This window comes from Mesorhizobium sp. M4A.F.Ca.ET.050.02.1.1 (assembly GCF_003997725.1).
GTDB lineage: Bacteria > Pseudomonadota > Alphaproteobacteria > Rhizobiales > Rhizobiaceae > Mesorhizobium.
In genome coordinates this window covers 1-576 of sequence record NZ_RZSG01001437.1, presented here as the reverse complement: position 1 = coordinate 576, position 576 = coordinate 1, and the positions used below count along the sequence as shown (strand labels likewise).

1 pseudogene is annotated in these 576 nt (G+C 63.0%); it reads right to left on the bottom strand.

The window, feature by feature from the left end:
• A pseudogene (locus EOA33_RS38000) lies at nt 1-321 on the bottom strand (flagellar biosynthetic protein FliO); the annotation flags it as partial.
• Between the last annotated feature and the right edge of the window lie 255 nt (nt 322-576).

Genomic DNA, 576 nt, shown 5'->3' with positions numbered 1-576 from the left:
GACAGATGCCGGGCGGCGCGGTGCTGCAAGCCTGATGTCGCGCTCGACGACGACGTCGGTCGGGCCGCCGATCAGGATGAGGTGTTCAATGTCGTCGCGGCGCACCAGCACCAACCGGCGGTGACTGTCGACCGCCGTGGCGTCCATGACGGCCAGCCTGGTCTTGCGGTTGCGGCCGCCGGCGACGAATGTCCCGAACGTCAGGCTGCGCACCAGCTTGATGATGAGGAGAACGACCACCAGCAGAACGAGCGCGGCAAACGTCCACAGGATTGCGGCGACATAACCAGGACCCGCCACGCTATCCAGCCACTGCAGCATCGGTGCACCGCCCTTTTTTGAGGTGACGCGACACTAAACCGTGCGGACCAGCCGCCGCAAGTTGGCATCACGCTTCGTGAACAGTTTGAAACACGAATCCATTGCCCGGCGCCATTTTTATCTGACATTTGCCGCCGGGGCCTTTTCCGCTACAGGAGAATGTGATTCAACCGGCCGTCCGCGGGGTGTCGGGCACCGGAATCACGAGCAGGGGGCACATGGCCAAGGAAACGCGCGGCGATTTCTATCCGGTAC